This window comes from Halomonas sp. OfavH-34-E, assembly GCF_024124525.1.
Taxonomy (GTDB): domain Bacteria; phylum Pseudomonadota; class Gammaproteobacteria; order Pseudomonadales; family Halomonadaceae; genus Halomonas; species Halomonas litopenaei.
Genome location: NZ_JAMXRY010000057.1, coordinates 17,500 through 32,549, shown reverse-complemented (window position 1 = coordinate 32,549; position 15,050 = coordinate 17,500). Strand labels below are relative to the sequence as shown.

13 protein-coding genes are annotated in these 15,050 nt (G+C 65.0%); 9 read left to right on the top strand and 4 right to left on the bottom strand.

The features are described 5' to 3' along the window. Nucleotides 1–69 precede the first annotated feature (69 nt). Nucleotides 70–357 carry a hypothetical protein gene (locus tag NH448_RS19750; protein ID WP_253029282.1) on the bottom strand — a complete coding sequence of 96 codons (288 nt, stop codon included), beginning with the start codon at nucleotides 355–357 and terminating at the stop codon, nucleotides 70–72. Nucleotides 358–485: 128 nt separating this feature from the next. Next, nucleotides 486–4,478, bottom strand: a complete 3,993-nt coding sequence (locus NH448_RS23570; protein WP_290442886.1) for an EAL domain-containing protein — start codon at nucleotides 4,476–4,478, stop codon at nucleotides 486–488. Nucleotides 4,479–5,202: 724 nt separating this feature from the next. Between NH448_RS23570 and NH448_RS19730 the strand changes: the two genes are divergently transcribed. Together NH448_RS19730 and NH448_RS19725 are read left to right on the top strand one after the other, a co-directional pair. Continuing rightward, nucleotides 5,203–6,570: a FliC/FljB family flagellin gene (locus tag NH448_RS19730; protein ID WP_290442885.1), complete on the top strand. Its 1,368-nt coding sequence runs from the start codon at nucleotides 5,203–5,205 to the stop codon at nucleotides 6,568–6,570. Nucleotides 6,571–6,778: 208 nt separating this feature from the next. Next, on the top strand, nucleotides 6,779–7,045 hold the full coding sequence (locus NH448_RS19725; RefSeq protein WP_253029281.1) for a hypothetical protein: 267 nt from the start codon (nucleotides 6,779–6,781) through the stop codon (nucleotides 7,043–7,045). 111 nt (nucleotides 7,046–7,156) lie between these two features. Here NH448_RS19725 and NH448_RS19720 read toward each other — a convergent pair whose 3' ends face one another. Next, nucleotides 7,157–7,321: a hypothetical protein gene (locus NH448_RS19720; protein ID WP_253029280.1), complete on the bottom strand. Its 165-nt coding sequence runs from the start codon at nucleotides 7,319–7,321 to the stop codon at nucleotides 7,157–7,159. A 281-nt stretch (nucleotides 7,322–7,602) separates the two neighbouring features. Between NH448_RS19720 and fucP the strand changes: the two genes are divergently transcribed. After that, nucleotides 7,603–8,949, top strand: a complete 1,347-nt coding sequence (fucP, locus tag NH448_RS19715) for an L-fucose:H+ symporter permease (RefSeq protein ID WP_253029279.1) — start codon at nucleotides 7,603–7,605, stop codon at nucleotides 8,947–8,949. A 27-nt stretch (nucleotides 8,950–8,976) separates the two neighbouring features. Here the strand turns inward: fucP and NH448_RS19710 are convergent, their stop codons facing one another. Beyond that, nucleotides 8,977–9,705, bottom strand: a complete 729-nt coding sequence (locus tag NH448_RS19710; RefSeq protein WP_162816418.1) for a FadR/GntR family transcriptional regulator — start codon at nucleotides 9,703–9,705, stop codon at nucleotides 8,977–8,979. Between the two features lie 98 nt (nucleotides 9,706–9,803). Here NH448_RS19710 and NH448_RS19705 point away from each other — a divergent pair, with 98 nt between their 5' ends. The 6 genes from NH448_RS19705 to NH448_RS19680 are packed head-to-tail and all read left to right on the top strand — an operon-like array spanning nucleotide 9,804 to nucleotide 14,941. Then, nucleotides 9,804–11,126, top strand: coding sequence for an L-fuconate dehydratase (locus NH448_RS19705; RefSeq protein ID WP_253029278.1), 1,323 nt, complete (start codon nucleotides 9,804–9,806; stop codon nucleotides 11,124–11,126). Continuing rightward, nucleotides 11,123–11,557 carry an RbsD/FucU family protein gene (locus tag NH448_RS19700; protein WP_213230172.1) on the top strand — a complete coding sequence of 145 codons (435 nt, stop codon included), beginning with the start codon at nucleotides 11,123–11,125 and terminating at the stop codon, nucleotides 11,555–11,557. The genes NH448_RS19705 and NH448_RS19700 overlap by 4 nt, the downstream gene beginning before the upstream one ends. Continuing rightward, on the top strand, nucleotides 11,557–12,348 hold the full coding sequence (locus NH448_RS19695; RefSeq protein ID WP_253029277.1) for an amidohydrolase family protein: 792 nt from the start codon (nucleotides 11,557–11,559) through the stop codon (nucleotides 12,346–12,348). The genes NH448_RS19700 and NH448_RS19695 overlap by 1 nt, the downstream gene beginning before the upstream one ends. Next, nucleotides 12,345–13,343, top strand: coding sequence for an aldo/keto reductase (locus tag NH448_RS19690; protein ID WP_253029276.1), 999 nt, complete (start codon nucleotides 12,345–12,347; stop codon nucleotides 13,341–13,343). Before NH448_RS19695 ends, NH448_RS19690 begins: the two co-directional genes overlap by 4 nt. Next, nucleotides 13,340–14,191, top strand: a complete 852-nt coding sequence (locus NH448_RS19685; RefSeq protein WP_253029275.1) for a fumarylacetoacetate hydrolase family protein — start codon at nucleotides 13,340–13,342, stop codon at nucleotides 14,189–14,191. The genes NH448_RS19690 and NH448_RS19685 overlap by 4 nt, the downstream gene beginning before the upstream one ends. 3 nt (nucleotides 14,192–14,194) lie before the next feature. Next, nucleotides 14,195–14,941, top strand: coding sequence for an SDR family oxidoreductase (locus NH448_RS19680; RefSeq protein ID WP_045994754.1), 747 nt, complete (start codon nucleotides 14,195–14,197; stop codon nucleotides 14,939–14,941). Nucleotides 14,942–15,050: the final 109 nt, after the last annotated feature.

Here is a 15,050-nt window from a genome sequence, read left to right as displayed (position 1 = left end):
CGGCACGCCCTGGCCGTGCGAGCGGCTGGCTTCCCGCGACAGCGCTGCCTCGCTCGGCGCCGTGGTCACCTAGCCGTCGGCGGCCGTGATCGCCGGAGTGCGGGTGATCATGCCATCGCAGTAGCCGACCAGACGAAAGGATTTGCCCTGCTTAAGCTGGCGGTGAAGCCCCTCCACCGCGGTGATGTCCAGGGTGATGGACTCCCCCGGAGCAATCTCCATCAGCAGCACCGGTGTCGGCGTTCCATTGCCTTCCTCCCACGCCAGTGCGGCCCCCTGGGGGCCGCTCAAGCAGTCCAGCAGCCTGGCGATTTCCTGGGGGGCGCGTACTTCCTCGAATTCTTGTTGGTCCGGCACCAGCGGGACTCCTCGACGACATCTGGCATACGTTGTCTCGGAGTATCGGCCGAAGGTGCCGGATCTTTAGGCTGACAACCTTGTTCAGGCTAGACACTCGGCGGGGGCGTGACACCGATCAAGCGTTGTCAGGCCTGGGAGTGACGCTTGCGCCGCGAGCGGTCGATGGCGTCGCGCTGGCTGGCCAGGCGATGCTCGCCGAGAAAGCGGGTCAAGCGCTCGAAGGGCATGGGGTGGGCCAGGTGGAAGCCCTGGAAGGCGTCGCAGTGATGCTGCAGCAGGAACTCGTGCTGGGCCTCGTGCTCGATGCCTTCGGCCACCACCATCAGTTCCAGGTGGTGGGCCATGGCGATGATCCCCTGGAGGATGGCGCCATCCTCCTGGTTGTCCGGCAGTCCCTGGACGAAGGTGCGATCGATCTTCACCGTGCTGACCGGCAGGTGCTTGAGGTAGCCAAGGCTCGAGAAGCCGGTGCCGAAGTCGTCGATGGCCACCTCGACACCCATGTCGCGCAGCGACTGCAGCGTCTCGATGGCGTTCGGGGTGTCGTGCATCAGGATGCCCTCGGTCAGCTCGAGGGTGAGCTGGTGGGCCTCGATCCCGGTCTGGTTCAGGGTGTCGCGTACGGTCTCGAGGAAGTTGGCCCGGCGGAACTGCAGCGGCGACAGGTTGACCGCCACCGCCAGGCCCTCGAGGCCGGCCTCGTTGAGGAGCTGCAGGTCGCTGCAGGCGCGGGTCAGCACCCAGTGGTTGATGGCGATGACCTGGCCGGTCTCCTCGGCCAGGGCGATAAAGTCCTGGGGCGGCACCTGGCCGCGTACCGGGTGCTCCCAGCGCAGCAGCGCCTCGACCCCGATGATCGCCCGGTGGTTGTCGAACACCGGCTGGTAGTGCAGGCGTAGCTGGTCACCGTCGATGGCGGCCTGCAGATCATGGCGCATCGCCACCCGCTCGTTTACCCCCCAGGTGATGTCCTGGCTGAAGTGCTGCAGCGCATTGCGTCCCTGGTGCTTGGCCTGGTACATGGCCATGTCGGACTGCTGCAGCAACTGCATCGGTTCGATGGTGACGTCGCTGGACACCGCTACCCCGATGCTGGCGGTAACGTGCAGCTCATGCTCGCCGACCCGGTAGGCCTGGGCCACCTTCGGCAGCAGACGTTCGGCCAGGGTCACCGCCTGCTCGGGCTCGTCGAGGTCCGGAAGCAGCACCACGAACTCGTCGCCGCCGAAGCGGGCCACGGTATCCCCGGGCCTGAGCGCCTCGGTGAGCCGCTGGGCGACCTGGATCAACACCTTGTCGCCGACGTCGTGGCCGAGGCTGTCATTGATCGGCTTGAACTCGTCCAGGTCGATGAACAGCACGCCAAGGTGGTGGGACTGGCGCTTGGCCAGGGCGAAATCGTGGCGCAGACGATCCTCGAACAGGGCGCGATTGGCCAGGCCCGTCAGGGCGTCGTGGCTGGCATGGTAGGCCAGGCTTTCCTCGTAGGCCTTGTGCTCGGAGATGTCGTGCTGGACGCCGACGAAGTGAGAGACCTCGCCATCGGTGTCCATCACCGGCGAGATGTAGAGGTCGTTCCAGAAGGCCTCGCCGTTCTTGCGGTAGTTGAGCAGGGTGGCGCGGACTTCGCTGTGGTTTGCCAGCTGGCGGCGAATACGTGCCACCACCTGTGGATCGCTCTCCTCACCCTGCAGGAAGCGACAGTTGCGCCCCAGCACTTCTTCCTCCGGATAGCCGGTCATGCGCATGAAGGCCGGGTTGGCGTAGATGATCGGCAGCTCCGGCGAGCGCGCATCGGCGATCACGATGCCATTGATGCTGGCCTCGACGCTGCGCTGCAGGATGCGCAGCTGGGTCTCCTGGGCGTGGCGCTCGGTCACGTCCTTGGCGATGCCGAAGGTTCCACTGATGTCGCCGTCGATGATGATCGGCAGGTTGGTGATGTCCATTACCCGCCTGCCCAGCGGAGTAGTGATGGGCAGGGTGTAGCGGGTGACCTCGCCCTTGAGCGTCTTGCGCACCGCGTCGCGCACCCAGGAGCGATCCGATTCCTTGACGAAGACTTCGTAGTGCCGCCCCAGGATGTCACCCAGGGGGACCCCGGTGAGGGTCGAGCAGGTGGTGTTGGCGGCGACGAAGATGCCTTCGTGGTCGAGGGAGTAGATGGCGTCGGGGTTGTAGGTGAACAGCGAACGGTAGCGCTGCTCGCTCTGGAACAGCGCCTGGCGGTCCTGGTCGCGCTCCACCGCCAGGGCGACCAGCTCCAGGCAGCGCTCGATACGCCTGCTGGGCTCGGCCTGCTGTGCCGGCATGTGTCGAAAGAACAGGCTGACCACCCCCAGCAGACGTTCATCGCTGGCGACGACCGGATAGGCCCAGCAGGCCATCAACTCGCCGTCGCGCAGGCGCGGGTGCACGCCGGCGCAGGCCGGGTCCTCGGTGATGTCGTCGCTGGCCCGGGGGGCCCTCGCCGCGGCGGCGCTGGCCCAGGTGCCGAAGGTGCCGCCCACCGGGGTTCTGGCGAGCAGCGGTGCCATCTCCGATGGCAGGCTGTGGCCCGCGGTCAGGCTCAGGGTCTCGCCGCCGGGGTCCAGGGTCAACACGGTGGCGATGGCATTGGGGAGGTGGCCCTCGAACAGTCTGCAGCAGGCCTCCAGGGTCTCGCTCAGTGGCGCCTCTCGGGCGATCATCGACTGGATGCCCTGGTAGCTTTCGAGCTGGTCCTGGGCGGCCACCAGGCTCTGGGTCTGCCACAGCAGGGTGCGCATCAACGACAGGCTGATGGCCAGGCTGTAGGACATGATCAACCCGATCAGGGTGATCAGCGCCGGCAGGCTACCCGCCAGCCACCAGTCACTGTCCGGGCCTGGCAGTGCACGCAGGGACAGGGTGCGGCCGTCCAGCTCCAGAGTGTTCTCGGCCAGTCTGGGAAGGGTCGGGTCCTTGACCTCCCAGGTGTCTTCGCCGAAACCGCACCACCAGACACCCTGGCTGTCGGTGATGGCCAGCAGGGTGCGGTCGGCAACGCTGTGGTTGCTGGGGGCCAGGGTGCCGGGCAGATCGATGCAGGCGACCAGGCGTAGGTCGTCATCGTCCAGGGCCCTGACCATGCGTGCCGACGTCGCCAGCGGGTTGTCGGGCAACTCGAGCTGTAGTTCCCCGCGGGCCGGCCTGGGCAGTGCCTCGCTCAAGCGGCAGACGCTGTCCTGAGCACGCCGTGAGCGCAGCCATAGCCGCTGGTCGCCGCGATACAGCGCCAGGCTCTCGAGGCTTTGTACGTCTCGCAGATAGAAGGTGATGACGTCGGCCAGGGTATTGGCGTCGGTCGTCTGCTCGCCGGCACGGTTGGCCAGGCGGTCGAGCCAGCGCTGGTGTAGCGCCATCTGACCGCGTGTGCGCTCTTCGATGTTGGTCAGGGTATTGGCGGCGTCCCGCTGGACGTGGCTCTGGCGCACATGGTTGAGCGACAGCCAGGCCAGGCTGCTGAGCAGTACCCCGGCACAGGCCACCGCGATGCTGGCGCGTTGCAGGTGCAGCGGGCGGTTGGGCGGGCGTGAGGCCGCCACCAGCGAGGCCGGGCCGGCGATCAGGTAGAGCAGACACACCGCCATGGGCGAGGTACTGCGGGTCACCTCCCAGACTTTGGGTGCCTGGCCAGGAATCACCAGCCAGACGGTAAAGATCGCGCCGATCAGCAGCAGCAGCCCCCCCGACAACCGCCACCAGAAGGGGCCCTGGCGATGCTCCACCCCGATCATCAGGGCCACGCAGCCCGGCAGCATCGCCAGGCCCGCCCAGCTGGTCATGCGCGGACCGCCGGTCAGCAGCGACTGCACGTCGGCAGGGCCGCTGGCGACCAGGTCATGGACGATGGCGTACAGCGCCAGCAGCAGCATCATCAGGCCGCAGACGCTGCGGCCACGCGGTCTGCGCAGTACCTGCAGCAGAACGCCGCCGCCGCCAGCGAGGCTTGCCAGCGCCACATCGGGGACCAGCAGCGGCTGTTCCACCGGGTGGATCAACCAGGCGGCGAGACCCGCAGCGCCGACCATCAGCAGTCCGCTGGAGGCCATCAGCAGCCAGGCATCTTCCGCCACATCGCGCAGTCTAAACGGCATCCTACCCACGACCCCCTTGGCGACCCTGCTTCCGGGCGCTCATTTCCTTGTCCTTCCGACGCTATGACGAAGACTCGCCATCCTCACAGCATGGCAGGCGACAGCGTTGATAGCGGCCACCGTGGTGCGTCTACCGCCCGAGGCAAAGGCGCCTTTGGACGATCGGTCCGGTATCCCTGGACGCGTTTGCTCGAAATGGCACCAAAACAGTCTTCAACATACCTCAATCACCCACGAGTGCTAGCCCCTGATGTCAGCATCCACCACCAGAGTCAGCGTCCAGTAAGGGCGCGAGGGGGACAACCGTAGAGAAGATGCGTCAGCGAATAGGCACAAAGAAGGCACGGGAAAGCATGCAGAACAATCACAGACCCGATGGAAGGCGGGTAAAGAGCCGGTAAAGAGCGTGTGAATACCCGGTACGTGCAGGCGCAGGCCTGATGCAGACCTGATGAAAAGTGGGCGCAGCCCTGGTAAAGAACCGGCGCAGACCCGGTGAAAAGCAGCCGCTGGTGGCCCAGCAGGCGGTCAAGCCAGAGCCCTGGCAAGAGTCCAGGAAGAGCCCAGGCAAGAGCCCTGGTAAGAGCCTTCCAAAGAAATTTGCGGGCTAGGGCTAAAGCTTTTCGGCGAGCCACCGATAAAGAGGGTAACGGCCAACGGCGCCGTTGCGGCAGGCCAAGACGGTCCGCCAATGGAGCCCAACTCTTTAAGGAAGGATGACACCATGTCCGTGATCAATACCAATATCACTTCCATGATTGGTCAGCAGAACCTCAACGCGTCCAAGAGCGCCCTGACCACCTCCATGGAGCGCCTGTCCTCCGGCCTGCGCATCAACAGCGCCAAGGACGACGCCGCCGGCCAGGCCATCGCCAACCGCATGTCTTCCAGTATCACCGGTCTGGCTACTGCACAGCGTAACGCCAATGACGGTATCTCTGTCGCCCAGACCGCTGAAGGCGCGCTGAACCAGGTTAATGACAACCTGCAGCGTATCCGTGAGCTGAGCGTTCAAGCCCAGAACGGAACCAATTCTGATTCTGACCTTGAATCTATCCAGAACGAAATCGGCCAGCGTCTTAATGAAATTAACCGAATTTCGGAAGAGACAGATTTCAATGGCGTAAAGGTACTGTCCGAAGGGATTTCACCGATTTCCATTCAAGTGGGAGCTAATGATGGTGAAGCCATATCTATTGATCTAGAAACTATCAATCAGAATACGCTTAGCCTGGATAACTTTGATATTACATCAACGCTATCAGAACTTTCCGCAGGCGATGGTCAATTTTCCTCGGCTGCCGTTAGCTTCACTAAGGCTGACATGCAGGCTAACGCCTCAGATCCTCTTACAGATGTAAACATTGACTCAACAGCAACTGGTGGCACGCGTACAATTACAGACTCACTCGGTGCAGACTTAACCGAGAATGACTTCCAAATTCGCCAGTACGATGGCAAGAATTACGCCATTGGCGTTGCAAACAGCGCTGATGGTAAGGTTTTCGAAATTTCAACTTCTGTGGATGCGAGCGATAACCTAACTATCACCCTTGGCAATGAAGTTACTGGTGACCTGGCTTCTGCTGCTGGCGATAAAGGTACATCATTTTCCTTCAATGCGGGGACTTCTGGGCTTACTATCGGAAACCAAGATATCTCTCTGTTAACTGATGGTACAGACAAGTTCGCGCGAGTAGAAGCTGGAGACGGGACTGTAAGCTACTATAACGTTACGTCTACAGGTACTGCTTCTGCGAGCGGTGACGTATCTGTGACGCTTGGCGCAGCTGTGACCAACGAATTAAATGGGAAAACCCTAGATCCGATGGAGACTCTCGACGATGCACTTAGCAAAGTTGATGCTCTTCGTTCCGACCTAGGTGCCATACAGAACCGTTTCGACTCTGCTATCACCAACCTTAGCACCACCGAGACCAACCTGTCTGCCGCTCGTTCGCGTATCGAAGACGCTGACTATGCAACAGAAGTGGCCAATATGACCCGCGCCCAGATCCTGCAGCAGGCCGGTACCTCCGTGCTGGCCCAGGCCAACCAGGTGCCGCAGTCCGTGCTGTCTCTGCTGGGCTAAGGCTAGGAGGGTTGTCAGCCCTCGGCTGACGTGCTCCTTCGCGGGTCGCGCCTTTGCGGCCCAACCCCGACAGGCGCCTCTGGCGCCTGTCGGCATTTATAGGCCCGGCCAACCTTGTTGCGGCTATCTCGGCAACGGCAGGCCCGGTCACGGCAGTCTCGGTCACAGGCCCCCCCATCAACAGCTGTCTTGGCCCCAGGAGTTACGGATGAATAGCCTCAACTCGTTAAGCGTTTCGCAGGATGTCCTGGTCGATGGTGTCCTGGTCGAAGGCGCCGTGGAGGCTGTCTCCGACGAGGCCCTGTTGGACGCGCTTGCCCGATATCAGGAGGTGGTGGCCTGGGCGAGTGAGTTAATCGAGCGCTTTGAGGCGACGGGTATGCAGGACGCCATGGGCGAGGACTGCCGCCATCTGCTCGAAATCCATCGGCAGGCCTTGGTGGGGCAGGCGGAGCTGGCATTGCGACTTGCCTGAAAAGTGCCTGCGCTCCTCGAGCCTTTTCCCGTCCCAGCGTGACGCCTCCGCATCCCTGCTTCTCTTCCATCTCTCAACCCTTTGTCTATCCTCTGTCTTCCTTCTGCACGCTCACTTCCTCTTTTCGCCTCTCTTCATCTCGCTCTCTCTTCTCAGGCCCTGTCTTCTCACGCTCCTGTCTTTTCTCTTTCCTTTCTCCCCACTCCCCTCTCGCCTCTCCCCTTTCTCTCCTCCTTCTCCCCCCATAACAATAGCCAGCCGGGCTGAGCTATTCATCGTATCTATCTTTCGCAAAGGTCAGTGGGCGACGCCTAAGCCATTCGCCTGGCACCCCTGGTGCTGCTTCTGTCTTGAACTTTTTATACTCCACATTGTAGCGACAAAAAATCAACAAAAACAGTTGATTGCAATAATCTCTTCCGCATCCACTAAGACGTTTGTCTTATCTCTCATTCCTTGTATTCACGTGGCTCCTCAACTAGCTTCTCCCTCACTAGCTAAATTCATCTGATCAATTGTCTCGATAACCGCATACAAATACATTCAAGGAGTCACTTGTGGATGCATCCTCTACCGCGGCGGCTGAGCAACAGTCGGCGCCGGAAAAGTCCTCTTTTCTGCACAGGGGCATGACCTTGCCCTTTGTGCTGATCGTCACCTGCTTTGCCGCCTGGGGTCTCGCCGGCAATCTGACCGACCCCCTGGTGTCGGTGTTCGGCTCGGTGTTCTCGATGAGCGCGCTGCAGGCGTCGCTGGTGCAGTTCGCCTACTACGGCGCCTATTTTGCCCTGGCGATCCCGGCGGCCTGGATCAATTCGCGCCTGGGCTACAAGGGTGGCGTGCTGATCGGCCTCCTGCTGGCGGCCACCGGGGGGCTTCTGTTCATGCCGGCCTCCCAGATGATGACCTACTCGATGTTCCTGGTGGCGCTGTTCACCCTGGCGGCCGGGCTGTCGATCCTCGAAACCTCGGCCAACCCCTACGTGATGGCGATGGGCCCGCGCGAGAACGCCACTCGGCGGCTGAATTTCGCCCAGTCCTTCAACCCGGTGGGGTCGAACCTGGGGGTGTTGCTGGCCGCGGTGTTTATCCTGCCCCACGTCAATCCGGCCACCGCCGAGCAGCGCGCCTCGCTGACCCAGGAGGCGCTGACCGAGATGCAGTCGGCGGAATTGCAGGCGGTGATGGGCCCCTACATCACCCTGGCGCTGGTCTATGTGGTGATCGCGATCGCCATCGCCATGGTGCGGGTGCCGCGCCACGAGGCGCTGATGGCGGACCGCAAGAGCGAGACGGTGGCGCTGTCGGGGAGTCGTCTCGGGCGGCTGGTGCGTAACCGTCGCTACGCCTTCGGGGTGGTGGCGCAGTTCTTCAACGTGGCCGCCCAGACCTGCACCTGGACCTTCACCATCCACTACGTGACCGAGGCGCTGGGCGTCGGCAGTGAAGAGGCCGGCTACTGGCTGCAGGCCTCCTTGCTGGTCTTCCTGGTGTCGCGCTTCGTCATGGTCGGGGTCATGGGTCGGGTGGACCCGCGCAAGCTGATGACCGGGATGTGCGTGCTCGGCGTCGCGCTGTCGCTGGTGGCGGTGTTCAGCGGCAACCTGATCGGGGCGGTGGCCCTGGTGCTGCTGAGCGCCTGTATCTCGCTGCTGTTCCCCACCATCTACGGCATCTCGCTGGAAGGGCTGGGGCAGGACACCAAGTACGGCGCCGCCGGCCTGGTGATGGCGATCGTCGGTGGCGCCCTGGTGCCGCTGGCCCAGGGCTGGCTGATCGATATCACCTCGGCCCAGACCAGCTACCTGGTGGTGGCCGTGTGCTTCGCGGTGATCGTGGCCTTCGGTATCTATGTGCAGCGTCATCCGCGGCCCGAGACCAGCAACGAGGGTGATCTGGCCTGAGCTGGCGTCTCTTGAACTGGCAGCGCCTTAACGCGAATCGGGGGTGTCCCGCAGCACCACGGCGACCTGAGCGAGGTGAGTCTGCATGGCGGCATGGGCGCCCCTGGGGTCGCCGGCGACGACGGCATTGAGGATGGCCAGGTGCTCCTGGTGGGTGATGGCGATACGACCGCCGAGGTGGATCGATTGCCACAGCCGCATCCGCAGGGTCGGCCGCGACAGTGCCTCGAGCAGGGCGACCAGCACGGGGTTACGGGAAATCCTCGCCAGGCTGAGGTGGAACTCCAGGTCGGCGGCCATGGCGCCTTCGTGGTCCAGCGCCTGGATGGCGGGCTCGGCCTCGGCCAGTACGGCCTTCAGGCGCTCGATGTCCTCGTCGGTTCGGCGCAGCGCCGCCACCGCCGCGGCCTCCACCTCCAGCGCCTGGCGCACATTGTGCAGGTCGCGGGACGAGGTCCCGGCCTGGATGCCCGCCCAGAACTCCAGGGGCTTCAGCAGCAGCCCCGGGTCCAGCGAGGTGACGGTGGTGCCGGAGCCCTGGCGGGTCTCGAGGATGCCCATGGCGACCAGCGCCCTGACCCCTTCACGCAGCGAGCTGCGCGAGACAGCGAAGCGGGTGGCGAGGATCGACTCGACAGGCAGGCGGTCGCCGGAAGCGATTTCACCGGAGACGATCATCTCCTGGATGCCTTGCACCACCACCTCGTACTGGGAGGGGCGGCGTTGGTCGCTGTCGGACGGGGGCGGCGGCGTCATGGCAGGGGCTCCGGCTCGGAAGGGGTGATCGAATCCCGCCATTCTATCGAAAACTTCGGCAGCACTTTAATACATCTGATGAATCTGGAGGACGATACGTGTCCGTCATCACCTCAATCGAACTGGTGGATCTGCGTTTTCCCACCTCGGACAGCAGCGACGGCTCCGACGCGGTCAACAAGGACGCCGACTACTCGGCGGCCTATCTCAGGCTGGTCACCGATGACCGCGCGCTCTATGGGTGCGGCTTCACCTTCACCATCGGTCGCGGCAACGAGATCTGCCTGCAGGCCATGGAGGCCCTCGCCCAGCCGCTGGTCGGCCGGGACGCGGCCGAGGTCTGCCGGTTCCCGGGGGCGATCTATCGTGAACTGGCCGCGGATTCGCAGCTTCGCTGGCTGGGCCCGGACAAGGGGGTGGTGCACCTGGCGCGGGCGGCGGTGATGAACGCCGTCTGGGACCTGGCCGCCCGGCATGCGGGAGTGCCGCTGTGGCGTCTGGTCTGCGAGATGGAGCCGGAGGTGCTCGTCGAGCAGTTGGATCTCAGCTACCTGGGTGACGTGCTGAGCGCCGAGGAAGCGGTGGCGATGCTCAAGGAACAGCGGCCCTTCCAACAGGAGCGCATCGCCGAGCTGAGCGAGCAGGGCTTTCCCTGCTACACCACCTCGGCGGGGTGGCTCGGCTATTCGGACGAGAAGCTGGCCCGCCTGTGCCGGGAAGCGATGGACGAGGGCTACCGCCATATCAAGCTCAAGGTCGGCGCCAATCCCGAGGACGACGAGCGTCGCCTGGGGATCGCCCGCTCGGTGATCGGCCCCGACGTGGCGCTGATGATCGACGCCAACCAGATCTGGGAGGTGCCCGAGGCCATCGAGCGGGTCGAGGCGCTTTCCCATCACGACCTTTTGTGGATCGAGGAGCCCACCAGCCCGGATGACGTGCTGGGGCACCGCAGCATCGGCGATGGCGTGCGCCCGCTCGGCATCGGCGTCGCCACCGGCGAGCACGGCATGAATCGGGTGCTGTTCAAGCAGTTGCTGCAGGCCGGCGCGGTCGACTACGTGCAGATCGACTCCTGCCGTCTTGCCAGCGTCAACGAGATCATCCCGGTGCTGCTGATGGCCAGGAAGTTCGGCAAGCCCGTCTGCCCCCACGCCGGCGGGGTGGGGCTGTGCGAGCTGGTCAATCATTTGGTGATGATCGACCACATCGCGGTGTCGGGGCCCGTGGACGGTCGGGTGGCCGAATTCGTCGATCACCTGCACGAACACTTCGTCGACCCCTGCGTCGTGCGAGATGGCGCCTATACATTGCCGCGTGAGCCGGGGTATTCCGCCGAGATCAAGGCCGAGACGCTGGCGGCCTGGGCCTGGCCGAACGGCACCGAGTGGACCCGTCGGCGCCAGGCGGTGCCGGCATGATCCGCGGCCCATTGCTCAATCCGCCCTTGCTCAAGGGCCTGGCCGCCGCCGGTCATGGCGCCAGGGTGCTGGTGGCCGACGCGCTCTATCCGCATTCGACCGGTGCGCCGCCAGCGGCGAGCCGGGTCTACCTCAACCTGTGCGAGGGCATGGTGCCGGTGCTGTCGGTGATGGAGACGCTGGCCCAGGCGGTGTTCGTGGAAGAGGTCACCTACATGGCCGACGCCGAGGGCGGCGCCTCGGAATCGGTGGTCGAGTGCCGCCAGCGGCTGGCCGACCACCGCCATGGGGGAGGCCAGCAGATCGCCTGGTCGAGCCTGGATCGCTGGGCCTTCTATGACGCCTGCCGCGGCCCAGAGGTGTGCCTGGTGGTGGCCACCGGCGAGTGCCGCCCCTACTCCAACTTTCTGCTGACGATAGGCGTTCCGTGATGATCGATACCCACCTTCACGTCTGGGATACCGGTGCGGTACGGATTCCCTGGCTCGCCGATGCGGGCCTGCCCGCCAGGGCACCGATTCCCGATGGCCAGGACCGCCGCTACGTGCTGGTCGAGGCCGACGCCCCGGACCCCGCCGAGGAAGCCGCCTGGCTGATCTCGCTGGCCGAGCAGAACCCGCGGGTTCACGGCGTGGTGGCGAGCGTCGCGCTGGAGCTTCCCCAGGCCGAGCGGGCGCTGGCGAGTCTGGCCGAGGTGCCCCAGGTGGTCGGCGTCAGACGCCTGCTGCAGGACCGCGAGCTGTTTGATTCGACCGCCCTGGTCGAGGGCCTGAAGCGTCTGGCCGACTGGGGCCTGCCCTTCGATGCCTGCGTCAGGGACCGAGAGCTGCCGCGCCTGCTGGCGTTGCTCGAGCAGGTGCCGGAGCTGACGGTGGTGCTCGACCATATGGGCAAGCCGAACCCGCGTGATGGCGTCGTGCGAGACGCCTGGAAGCGCAATCTGGCGCGCCTGGCCGAACTCGACAGGGTCCACTGCAAGCTGTCCGGGCTGCCGGCGGAGTGCCGCGACGCCGACGAACTCGAGCGCCACGCCGCGGACATCGTCGACGTCGCCCTCGAGACCTTCGGTGCCGAGCGCTGCCTGCTCGGCAGCGACAGCCCGATCAGTCAGGACCCGAAGGACTGGTGCGAGCGGGTGCTGGCGCGGGTGCCCGCAGAAAAGCGCCAGGCCGTTGCCGAGGACAACGCCTTGAACATCTATCACAGGAGAGATGCCCGATGACGACATCGCCGATCGCCAGCCGTCTGCCACCCAAGCTGCGCCGTGCCTTCGAAGGCCTCGGCGTCGGTGCGGCGCAGTTCGGCAACATGGGCAAGGTCACCCCCGAACAGGACTGCCTGGCCGCCGTGGACACCGCCTGGGAGCTGGGGCTGCGGTTTTACGACACTGCCCCGCACTACGGGCTCGGGCTGTCCGAGCAGCGCTTGGGCAAGGCGCTCAAGGGCCGTTCGCCGGACGACTACGTCATCTCCACCAAGGTGGGGCGCCTGCTGGAGCCCAACCCTGCCCCGCAGGGCAGCGACGAGGCCAACGGCTTCCACGTGGCCGATGACCTGACCCGGCGACGTGACTACACCGCCGATGGCGTCAGGCAGAGCCTGGAGGCCTCGCTTGCGCGCCTCGACATGGCGTCGGTGGACATCCTCTGGATCCATGACCCGGAAGAGCCCACGGATCGCTTCGAGGAAGCCCTGACAGGGGCCGTCCCCGAGCTCGAACGCCTGCGCGAGCAGGGCAGGATCGCGGCCTGGGGCGTGGGCTCAAAGGACGCCGGCATGCTCAAGCGCTTCGTCGACCAGGCCAGGCCTGACCTGATCATGCTGGCCGGTCGCTACACCCTGCTGGAGCAGGAACAGACAGGACTGATGACCGCCTGCCTGGAACGTCAGGTCGGTGTCGTCGCCGTCGGCGCCTTCAATTCGGGCCTGCTGGCGCGTGACGAGCCTCCCGCCGACGCCTGGTACGAGTACGGCCAGGCACCAGAGGCGGTGCTCGAACGTGCCCGCGAACTCGCCGCGGTGGCGCGAGCCCACGGCGTCAGCCTGCCGGCGGCGGCGCTTGCCTTCCCGTGGCGCCACCCCGCCGTGGTCAACGTCATGGCCGGAATGCGCTCGCCTGAGCAGGTGAAGCGAAATCATGCATTGGCCTCGTGCGATATCCCCGAGGCCTTCTGGAACGAACTGCAGGCGCGAGGCCTGCTGAAGGAGAACACATGAAGCTGTTGCGCCGTGGAACGATGGGTAACGAGATGCCGCTGGTCGAGGTCGAGGGCGTGCTCTACGACGCCTCGCCGGTGGGCGACTTCGGGCCAGGCTTCTGGAAGGACAACGGCGTGGCGCGTCTTCGCCAGCTGCTGGACGCCGGACGGCTGACCGCCGTCGAGCTTGCCGACGAGGTTCGCCACGGCTCGCCGGTGGCGGCGGTGGGCTCGGTGATCTGTATCGGTCAGAACTACGCCGCCCACGCCGCCGAGTCCGGCGCCGAGCCGCCGAAGCAACCCATCGTCTTCTTCAAGACGCCCAACACCGTCGCCGGCCCCGACGATACCGTCACCATCGCGCGCGGTTCGGAAAAGACCGACTGGGAGGTCGAGCTTGCCATCGTGATCGGCAGCACCGCCAGCTACTGCGACTCGCTGGAGGAAGCGGCCAGTCATATCGGAGGCTATGTGCTCGCCAACGACCTGTCGGAGCGCAAGTTCCAGCTCGAGGTCTCCGGCGGCCAGTGGAGCAAGGGCAAGTGCAGCCCGGGCTATATGCCACTGGGCCCCTGGATCGTGACCGCCGACGCCTTCGATCCCGCCGATGTGGGCCTGCGCTCCTGGGTCAACGGCGAGCCACGCCAGGACTCCCGCACCTCGGACATGATCTTCGGCTGCGCCGAGATCGTGCGTGATCTGTCGCAGTACATGCAGCTCGAGCCCGGCGACGTCATCTCTACCGGAACCCCCGAAGGGGTAGCGGTCTCGGGGCGCTTCGACTACCTCAAGCCGGGCGACGTGGTCGAGGTGGAGATCGACGGCCTGGGCCGCCAGCGTCAGACATTTCGTGCCTGGGAGGGCTAATCCATGACAGCTCGATTCGAAGGACGGGTGGCCATCGTCACCGGTGGCGCCTCGGGCATCGGTGCGGCGATCGCCGAGTGCCTGGCCAGTGAGGGCGCCCGCGTCGCCGTACTGGATCGCGAAGATCCCGCCAATCAACACCACTGGGAAGCGTGCGATGTCGCCAGCAGCGAGCAGGTAGAGCGCGCGGTAACGGCGGTCGCCAGTGCGCTGGGGCGTATCGACATCGTGGTCAACAACGCGGGCATCGGCGCCCAGGGCGACGTCGCGGGCAACCCGGACGAGGAGTGGGCGCGCGCCTGGGAGGTCAACGTCGCCGGCATGGCGCGGGTGTCTCGGGCGGCGCTGCCTCATCTGCGCGAGTCGGACGCCGCCGCCATCGTCAATATGGCGTCCATCGCCGCCACCGCGGGGATTCAGCAGAGGGCCCTGTACTCGGCGACCAAGGGCGCCGTGCTGGCCCTGACCAGAGCCATGGCGGCCGATCACCTGCAACAGGGCATTCGGGTCAACTGTGTCTCGCCCGGCACCGCGGATACCCCCTGGATCGGCCGCTTGCTTGCGCAGGCGCCTGACCCCGAGGCCGAGCGTGCCGCGCTGGAGGCCCGCCAGCCCCACGGACGGCTGGTCGCCGCCGCCGAGGTGGCTCAGGCGGTGGCCTATCTGGCCGATCCCGCCAATCGCTCGACGGTGGGGGTCTGTCTGCCGGTGGATGGTGGCATGGACGCCCTGCGCCTGCGTCCGCGCTAGTCCTGTTCATGTGAAAAACGTTCATGTCGGTCCTCAAGAGTACGCCGGCCTAGCCGATAGTGGTTATATTAGGTAATGCGCACCGCTTACCTCTATCTGGGCAGGGCTC

Bases quoted from the DNA above. Each gene is read 5' to 3' on its own strand.
- NH448_RS23570 (WP_290442886.1), bottom strand. From the start codon at position 4,478: ATGCCGTTTAGACTGCGCGATGTGGCGGAAGATGCCTGGCTGCTGATG.
- NH448_RS19730 (WP_290442885.1), top strand. From the start codon at position 5,203: ATGTCCGTGATCAATACCAATATCACTTCCATGATTGGTCAGCAGAAC.
- NH448_RS19725 (WP_253029281.1), top strand. From the start codon at position 6,779: ATGAATAGCCTCAACTCGTTAAGCGTTTCGCAGGATGTCCTGGTCGAT.
- NH448_RS19720 (WP_253029280.1), bottom strand. From the start codon at position 7,321: ATGAATAGCTCAGCCCGGCTGGCTATTGTTATGGGGGGAGAAGGAGGA.
- NH448_RS19710 (WP_162816418.1), bottom strand. From the start codon at position 9,705: ATGACGCCGCCGCCCCCGTCCGACAGCGACCAACGCCGCCCCTCCCAG.
- NH448_RS19700 (WP_213230172.1), top strand. From the start codon at position 11,123: ATGATCCGCGGCCCATTGCTCAATCCGCCCTTGCTCAAGGGCCTGGCC.
- NH448_RS19695 (WP_253029277.1), top strand. From the start codon at position 11,557: ATGATCGATACCCACCTTCACGTCTGGGATACCGGTGCGGTACGGATT.
- NH448_RS19690 (WP_253029276.1), top strand. From the start codon at position 12,345: ATGACGACATCGCCGATCGCCAGCCGTCTGCCACCCAAGCTGCGCCGT.
- NH448_RS19685 (WP_253029275.1), top strand. From the start codon at position 13,340: ATGAAGCTGTTGCGCCGTGGAACGATGGGTAACGAGATGCCGCTGGTC.
- NH448_RS19680 (WP_045994754.1), top strand. From the start codon at position 14,195: ATGACAGCTCGATTCGAAGGACGGGTGGCCATCGTCACCGGTGGCGCC.